The sequence below is a fragment of the Thiohalocapsa sp. genome (assembly GCF_019695415.1).
Lineage (GTDB): Bacteria > Pseudomonadota > Gammaproteobacteria > Chromatiales > Chromatiaceae > Thiohalocapsa.
Window position 1 is genome coordinate 1 of sequence record NZ_JAIFKJ010000365.1, and the last position, 2,805, is coordinate 2,805.

The window sequence follows — 2,805 nt, forward strand, 5'->3', positions numbered from 1 at the left end:
TTTTCTCTCCCGCGTTCGGCGGGGCCAGGCCGGCCATCTCCCCGGGGGGGGTGCGGGCGGCCGCCTGGTCGGACCAGGCCGTGAACGCCTGGTAATCCTCGGCGTCGATCACCGCGGCCACCAGACGGTTGCGGTTGTAGATGAGCTGCGGCTCCGCGACGGCCTGCCTCACCAGCTCCGAGAAGCGCTGTTTGGCATCGGCGATCTTCCAGGACATGTCGGTCTCTTAATGGATAGAAGTTGTGTCCATTATAGACAGGAAAAGCTGGACCGCGAAGCCCGTTCGTCCTGTCACCACCCCCGGGCCAGCAGCGGCGCGAGGAAGCGACCCGTATGTGAGCTGTCGATCTCGGCGATCTGCTCCGGCGTGCCGGCGGCGACGATCTGTCCGCCCTTGTCGCCGCCCTCGGGGCCGAGGTCGATGATCCAGTCGGCGGTCTTGATGACGTCCAGGTTGTGCTCGATGACGACGACCGTGTTGCCGTGGTCGCGCAGGCGATGCAGCACGTCCAGCAGGTGCTTCACGTCATGAAAGTGCAGGCCGGTGGTGGGCTCGTCCAGGATGTAAAGCGTGCGGCCGGTGTCGCGCTTGGAGAGCTCCCGGGAGAGCTTGACCCGCTGCGCCTCGCCGCCGGAGAGGGTGACCGCATTCTGGCCCAGGCGCAGGTAGCCCAGCCCCACCTCCACCAGGGTCTTCAGCTTGCGGTGGATCACCTGCACCGGCAGGAAGAAGGTCAACGCGTCCTCCACCGTTAGGTCCAGCACCTCGTCGATGGTCTTGCCCTTGTAGCGAATCTCCAGCGTCTCGCGGTTGTAGCGCCGACCTCGGCAGGCATCGCACTGGACGTAGACGTCCGGCAGGAAGTGCATTTCCACCCGGATCAGCCCGTCGCCCTTGCAGGCCTCACAGCGCCCGCCCTTGACGTTGAAGCTGAAGCGCCCTGGGCCGTAGCCTCGGGAGCGGGCCTCCGGCACATTGGCGAACAGGTCCCTGATCAGGTTGAACACGCCGGTGTAGGTGGCGGGGTTGGAGCGGGGCGTGCGGCCGATAGGGCTCTGGTCGATGTCGACCACCTTATCGAAGTGCTCCAGCCCGTCGATGGCCGCATGCGCGGCCGCCCGCAGGCTGGCGGCATTGAGCCGGCGGGCAGCAGCCGGGTACAAGGTGTCGTTCACCAACGTGGACTTGCCGGAGCCGGACACGCCGGTGACACAGCAGAAGGTGCCGACAGGAATGGCCGCATCGATACCGCGCAAGTTATTGCCGGCAGCGCCGCGGATGATGAGCTGTTTGCCGTCTTTGGCCGGCTTGCGCTCAGTCGGGATCTCGATGCGCAGTGCGCCGGACAGGTAGCGGCCGGTAAGGGAATCCGGATTGGCGGCGATCTCCTCCGCCGTGCCCGCGGCCACCAGCTCCCCGCCATGGGCGCCGGCGCCTGGCCCTAAATCCACCACATGGTCGGCAGCGCGGATGGCGTCGGCATCGTGCTCGACGACGATGACGGTGTTGCCCAGGTCCCGCAGCCGCGTCAGCGTCCCCAACAGCCGCTCATTGTCGCGCTGGTGCAGGCCGATGCTGGGCTCATCCAGGATGTACATGACGCCCACCAGTCCGGCGCCGATCTGGCTCGCGAGGCGAATGCGCTGCGCCTCTCCGCCGGAGAGGGTCTCGGCGCTGCGTTCCAAGGTCAGGTAATCGAGCCCCACGTTCGTCAGGAAACTGAGCCGCTGTGCGATCTCCTGCAGGACCTTGGCGGCGATTTCGGCACGCTGACCGGTGAGCCCGCCGTCTTTGCACAGCTCATCGAACCACCGGAGAGACTCTCCGACGGGCATGGCGGAAATCGTACCCAGGTCCTTGCCCGCCAGCAGCACATTACGCGCGGCGGGGTTGAGCCGGGCACCGCCGCAGGCGGGGCAGGGGCGGGTGGAGATGAAGCGTGCCAGCTCCTCGCGCACCGTCGGCGAGTCCGTCTCCCGATAGCGGCGCTGCATGTTGCCGAGCACGCCCTCGAAGCTGCGCTGCTTGCCCGATCCGCGCTCGTGCGGGAGCTTGAGCTTGAGCGTCTCGTCGCCGCTGCCATGCAGCACCACGTGCTGCGCCAAAGGCTCCAGATCCTGCCAGGGCACGTCCAGCTCGAAGCCGAAGTGCGCAGCCAGGGACTTGATCATGCCGAAGTAGTAGCCGTTGCGCCTGTCCCAGCCGCGGATGGCACCGTCGGCGAGGCTAAGGTCGGGCTGGGCGACGACCTTGGCGGGGTCGAAATACTGCTCGACGCCGAGGCCGTCGCATGTCGGGCATGCGCCGGCGGGGTTGTTGAACGAGAACAGCCTGGGCTCCAGCTCCGCCAGGCTCCAGCTGCAAACGGGGCAGGCGAAGTTGGCGGAGAAGGTCTCGGGCTCCGCCTGCTCATCGTCCATGGAGGCCACCCGCAGGATGCCGCCAGAGAGTTTCAGGGCCGTCTCGATGGACTCCGCCAGGCGGAGCTGCAGGTCGGGCCGGACGCGGAAGCGGTCGACGACGACCTCGATGTCGTGCTTCTTCTTGGCGTCCAGCTGCGGCGGGTTGTCCAGCTCGTGCAGCTTCCCGTCGATGCGTGCACGCACGAAGCCTTGGGCGTTCAGCTCTGCGAGCAGGTGCTGGTACTCGCCCTTGCGCGCGGCCACCAGGGGTGCAAGCAGCATCAGGCGCTCGCCCTCGGGGCGGGCGAGGATCTGATCCACCATCTGCGTGATCGTCTGGGCCGACAGCGGCTCGCCGTGCTCCGGGCAGTGGGGCGTGCCCACCCGCGCATAGAGCAGGCG

General features: G+C 67.3%; 2 protein-coding genes. Both read right to left on the reverse strand.

Annotated elements, in window-relative coordinates:
- The coding region (locus tag I6U14_RS10480) for a type II toxin-antitoxin system prevent-host-death family antitoxin (RefSeq protein WP_296899130.1) at positions 1-217 on the reverse strand (217 nt) is incomplete at its 3' end.
- A 74-nt stretch (positions 218-291) separates the two neighbouring features.
- Positions 292-2,805 (reverse strand): excinuclease ABC subunit UvrA (uvrA, locus tag I6U14_RS10485; protein WP_296899132.1); only part of this gene is annotated, 2,514 nt, incomplete at its 5' end.